Consider the following 4,344-nt stretch of genomic DNA (forward strand, 5'->3'; position numbering starts at 1 on the left):
GGAACCGACGCGCCCGCTGACGTTCGTCAGCGGGCCCTCGGCGACGAGCGACATCGAGCTGAACCGGGTGGAGGGCGTCCACGGCCCCCGCACCCTGGAGGTCCTGATCGTCACTTGAGCAGGCGGGACAGCCTGCGGTCGGCCAGCGGCTTGCCGCCCGTCTGGCACGTCGGGCAGTACTGGAACGCCTTGTCCGCGAACGACACCTCGCGCACCGTGTCGCCGCACACCGGGCACGGCAGCCCCGTGCGCGCGTGCACCCGCAGCCCCGACCGCTTCTCGCCCTTCAGCCGGGCCGCGTCCTGCCCGACGGACCGCGCGACCGCGTCCGTCAGCGTGCTGAGCATGGCCTCGTGCAGCCGGTCGAGCTGCTCCTCGTCGAGCTTCCCGGTCGTCGCGTACGGCGAGAGCCGGGCCAGGTGCATGATCTCGTCGGAGTAGGCGTTGCCGATGCCCGCGATCAGGCTCTGGTCCGTGAGCGCCGTCTTGAGCCGCTCGGTCCGCTTCGCGAACAGGTCCTCCAGCTGCGTGCGGGTGATCCCCAGCGCGTCGGGACCCAGCCGCGCGACGCTCGCGATCGACTTCGGGTCGCGCACGATCCACGCCGCGAGGCCCTTCTTCGTGCCGGCCTCGGTCAGGTCGAAGCCCGGCCCCTGTCCGGGCGGGCCGAGGTGCACGCGCAACGCCAGCGGGCCGCGTCCCTGCTTGGGCGGCGGCGCGGACATGCTGTCGGCCCAGCGCAGCCAGCCCGCGCGGGCCAGGTGGACGACCAGGTGCAGGCCGTCGGCGACCTCCAGGTCGAGGTGCTTGCCGTGCCGGTGCGCGGCCACGACCTCCTGGCCGTGCAGCGCCGTCCACGGCGGGTCGAACGTCTTGAGGACCTGCAACGACGCCACGTCGACGCGGTGCACGGTGCGGCCCACCGCGTGTTCACGCAGGTGGTGGACCAGCGCTTCTACCTCGGGCAGCTCGGGCACCGGTCCAGTGTCGCATCAGTCGACCGGTTGCAGCGGGCCTTCGACGTCGGGCAGCGAGTGCATCTCGATCGTCCTGGCCACGCGGGCGGCCTCCTGGCGCACCGCGAGCGGGCCCCTGACCTGCCCGATCCACCGCTCCGGCGGCTGCTCGTCCGGCGTCGCCTTGCTCTCCGCGACCAGCGTGTGCGGGCGGCGCAGCGCCCAGCGCACCGGGAAGAACAGGAACAGGAAGATCAGCGCGAGCACCAGCCAGCCGGGCACGACGACCTGGTCCGGCGTCCAGGCGATCAGCACCACCGCCATGACGAGGAGCATCCCCGCCATCATGATGCCGGGCAGCGCACCACCGCTGACGTCGTGCTCGAAGTCGTCGGACTGCACCGGGTTGCGCCACTCGACGCGGCTGTGGACCGTCCACATCCGCCCGTCCGCCCCGCGCACCAGCCGCGTCATGTACCCGTCTCCCACGCTCGGTCGGTCTTGCACAAACCGTACCCGCAGCAGGCCGAGCCTTGTGGGTGAACTCGCCCGGCCTTGATCGTCACCGTCAGTTCTGAACGGGCTCGGTCGGGTAGAGCGTCGCCGTCGTCTCGGTGGTCCTCGGCGTCGAGCACGGGTCGGACTTCGGCGGATCGGCCGTCGTCGTCGGCGTGTTCATCGAGTTGATCTCCCGCGACGTCGTCGTCACCGGAGCGGTCTCCGAGGACGACCCGGACGCGGACCCCGGCGTCTCCGCCCGTTCGACCGGCGGCAGCCGAGGCGCGTTCGTGGTGGTCACAGCCGACGACGCGGTCCGCTGGACCGTCTCCTGCCGGTGCCCGACGGGGTTCCCGACGGTCCCCTGCTGCGCCTGCTCGTGCCGCTCGGTCTCCTCCGGCGGCGGCGCGACCACGAGCTCCTGGCCGTGCTCGGAGCTGGACGTCCCCGAGGACGTGTTCAGCGCGATCACGGGGTTCTGGTCCGGCTCCAGCACCACGGTCCCCGGCCCGCCCGTGAACACGGCGGCCATCGTCCCGACCAGCCCGACCGTCGCCACGCTGGCGGCGGCGAACGCCATCTTGGCCTTGGTGAGGAACACCTTCCCGGCGAACGCGAGCCCGAGCCCGGCCGGCACGACCAGGAACGCCGCGTTGGCCCGCAACGTCGCGCAGACCTCGTTCAGCTCGGCGTGCAGCTGCGAGCAGGACGGACAGGTGTCCAGGTGGGCGCCGATCCGCCGCTCCTCGACCCCCTGCACCCCACCGGCCGTGTACGTGCCGAGCTTCGCCCGGATCGCCGCACACGACGACCGCCCGTCGTCAGCCGCGAGATGCGCCTGCAAGTACGCCGCACGCAAACCCTCCCGCGCACGACGGGCCAACGCCGACATGGCGTTGGGCGAAAGACCGAAGTGCGGCGCCACCGAAGCGGGCCGCTCCCCCTCCACCTCGACGCGCCACAACACCACCCGCCACCGTTCCGGCAGGCTGGAGAAGGCACGCGTGATCAGGTTGTGCTCGACCCGGCGGTTCGCGTTGTCGCTGATGGGCTCGACCCGCCGCCCCAGCTCCTCGTCCTCCACCGGCACGTCCCGGCGCCGCCCGCTCCACTCCCATGCGACACGCCGTGCGACCGTCAGCAGGTAGGTGCGGACGTGGTCGGTGGGACCGGTGCCCCGGCGGATCGCCTGGAGCATCCGGAAGAACGCCTCGGCCGTGAGGTCGTCGGCCTCGGCGGCCTCCCGGACGTGCCTGAGCGAGAAACGGCGGACCGCGTCCGCATGCCGGGAGAACAGTTCGCCGTAGGCCGAGTCGTCTCCCTCGCGCACCCTGGCGAGCAGGTCCCGGTCGACCTCGTTCTCGTCGACCTTCACACGCCTCAACATGCCACAAGGGGCCAGACCTGCTCCTCGTCGAGAACAGGTCGATACACAAGACCATCCGTTCGTATTGGACCGTTCGGCGTAACACATCCGGTGACGAAGCGGTCACAGGTGGACGTCGGACAGTCGGCCGAAGAAGATCCAGCGACTATCGTCACGGACGTGGTGGACTGGCGAGAACGCGCCGCGGCACTGGTGCCGGAACTTCGTGCTGTAGCCGAAACCGAGGAATGGTCCTGCCACGTCTTCTTCTCCGAACTGTCCCAGCTGACGATGGAAGCCCACCGCGAGCAGAACGACGACGTCCTGCGCCGCGCCTACGGCTTCGCCCACTGGTGCTTCCACCAACCGGAGCAGTTCCTGGAGAACGCGGCACTGGTCAGCTTCTACGAGCACGTCTTCGACGACTGGGGCCTCCGCGAGGAGGTGGCCGCCTGGCTCCCCGTCGACGTCCTCGCCAAGGTGAGGGCCCTGTGGGAGTGGCGGTGGCCGAAGGAGCAGTTGTCCGAGGTAGATCAACTGCTGGCCGGTTTGCGACCCCCCTCGCAGGATGCCGTCTGAGGGGTGTTGTATAGTTCTTCCCGTCAGACAGACAGGCGGATGTAGCGCAGTTGGTAGCGCATCACCTTGCCAAGGTGAGGGTCGCGAGTTCGAGTCTCGTCATCCGCTCCACTCGTAGACGGCTCATGCTCATGGAGAGCATGAGCCGTTTCTCGTTTCACCCCCTTGCCGGACCGGGCCGACACCCTGCGGGACGCAGTCGGCCCCGCGCTCCACGAGCCGTTGGGCCGGGCGTTGTGCGGGTCGGTCGTCAGGTGGCGCGGCTGTCGCCGGCGTGTCCCGGGTGGTGGGTCGAGGCGTTCTCGACGTGATCTCACGGGGCGGTCGTGAAAGGGTGGGGGGAGCCGCTCGCATCAACCTGATCGAGCTCGTTCGACAAGGACATGGAGACCATGGCCATCACTCAGACGGCAAACGCGCACTGGGAAGGCTCCCTCGTCGAGGGCAAGGGGAACGTCAGCCTCGCCACTTCCAACAGCGGCAGCTTCGACATCGACTGGAAGGCGCGCGCCGAGGAGGCGGGCGGCAAGACCAGCCCCGAGGAGCTCATCGCCGCCGCGCACTCGTCCTGCTACTCGATGGCGCTCTCGCACGGCCTCACCGGCGCGGGCACGCCGCCCACCTCGATCGACACCAAGGCCGAGGTGAAGTTCCAGGCCGGCGTCGGCATCACCGGCATCCACCTGACGGTGCGCGCCAACGTCCCCGGCCTGTCCCAGGAGGACTTCGTCGCGGCCGCCGAGGGCGCCAAGGCGAACTGCCCGGTCTCCAAGGCGCTCGCCGCCGTCGAGAACATCACCCTCGACGCCGCCCTGGTCTGAACCGCGTCACCCCCGAAGGGCCGCCTCTCGTGAACCGCTCCCCGGAAGTTGGACTGGGAATCCAGTTCCGACTCTCCGGGGAGTGGTTCGTTGCGTCCACAGAGTTCGTTGTCTGAGCAGCAGC

Annotated in this window: 6 protein-coding genes and 1 tRNA gene; 4 read left to right on the forward strand and 3 right to left on the reverse strand. The window is 70.1% G+C overall.

The annotated features are described in order from the left end of the window. A partial coding sequence (locus BLT23_RS39715) for an LUD domain-containing protein (protein ID WP_176947166.1) occupies positions 1–118 on the forward strand: 118 nt, incomplete at its 5' end. Here BLT23_RS39715 and BLT23_RS39720 read toward each other — a convergent pair. The 3 genes from BLT23_RS39720 to BLT23_RS39730 form a co-directional block, all read right to left on the reverse strand. After that, positions 111–977 (reverse strand): Fpg/Nei family DNA glycosylase, encoded by an 867-nt coding sequence (locus BLT23_RS39720; RefSeq protein ID WP_090060583.1) that lies wholly within the window; start codon positions 975–977, stop codon positions 111–113. The two genes, BLT23_RS39715 and BLT23_RS39720, sit on opposite strands and share 8 nt — an antisense overlap. A gap of 15 nt (positions 978–992) precedes the next feature. Next, complete coding sequence (locus BLT23_RS39725) at positions 993–1,430, reverse strand: DUF983 domain-containing protein (RefSeq protein WP_090060585.1); 438 nt, start codon at positions 1,428–1,430, stop codon at positions 993–995. 94 nt (positions 1,431–1,524) lie between these two features. Beyond that, positions 1,525–2,841, reverse strand: coding sequence for a sigma-70 family RNA polymerase sigma factor (locus tag BLT23_RS39730; protein ID WP_176947167.1), 1,317 nt, complete (start codon positions 2,839–2,841; stop codon positions 1,525–1,527). Positions 2,842–3,000: 159 nt separating this feature from the next. On the opposite strand from BLT23_RS39730, the gene BLT23_RS39735 reads away from it, so the two are divergent. The 3 genes from BLT23_RS39735 (at position 3,001) to BLT23_RS39745 (ending at position 4,220) form a co-directional block, all read left to right on the forward strand. Further along, positions 3,001–3,399 carry a DUF7674 family protein gene (locus tag BLT23_RS39735; protein ID WP_090060590.1) on the forward strand — a complete coding sequence of 133 codons (399 nt, stop codon included), beginning with the start codon at positions 3,001–3,003 and terminating at the stop codon, positions 3,397–3,399. 35 nt (positions 3,400–3,434) lie between these two features. Then, positions 3,435–3,510: transfer RNA gene (locus BLT23_RS39740), tRNA-Gly, on the forward strand. 281 nt (positions 3,511–3,791) lie between these two features. Then, positions 3,792–4,220, forward strand: a complete 429-nt coding sequence (locus BLT23_RS39745) for an OsmC family protein (protein ID WP_090060592.1) — start codon at positions 3,792–3,794, stop codon at positions 4,218–4,220. Positions 4,221–4,344 lie beyond the last annotated feature (124 nt).

This window comes from Lentzea fradiae (assembly GCF_900100955.1).
In the GTDB taxonomy this organism is placed as follows: Bacteria; Actinomycetota; Actinomycetes; order Mycobacteriales; family Pseudonocardiaceae; genus Lentzea; species Lentzea fradiae.

What these genes read in the sequence shown, in the direction of transcription:
- BLT23_RS39725 (WP_090060585.1), bottom strand. Translation starts at nt 1,430, where the DNA reads ATGACGCGGCTGGTGCGCGGGGCGGACGGGCGGATGTGGACGGTCCAC.
- BLT23_RS39730 (WP_176947167.1), bottom strand. Translation starts at nt 2,841, where the DNA reads ATGTTGAGGCGTGTGAAGGTCGACGAGAACGAGGTCGACCGGGACCTG.
- BLT23_RS39745 (WP_090060592.1), top strand. Translation starts at nt 3,792, where the DNA reads ATGGCCATCACTCAGACGGCAAACGCGCACTGGGAAGGCTCCCTCGTC.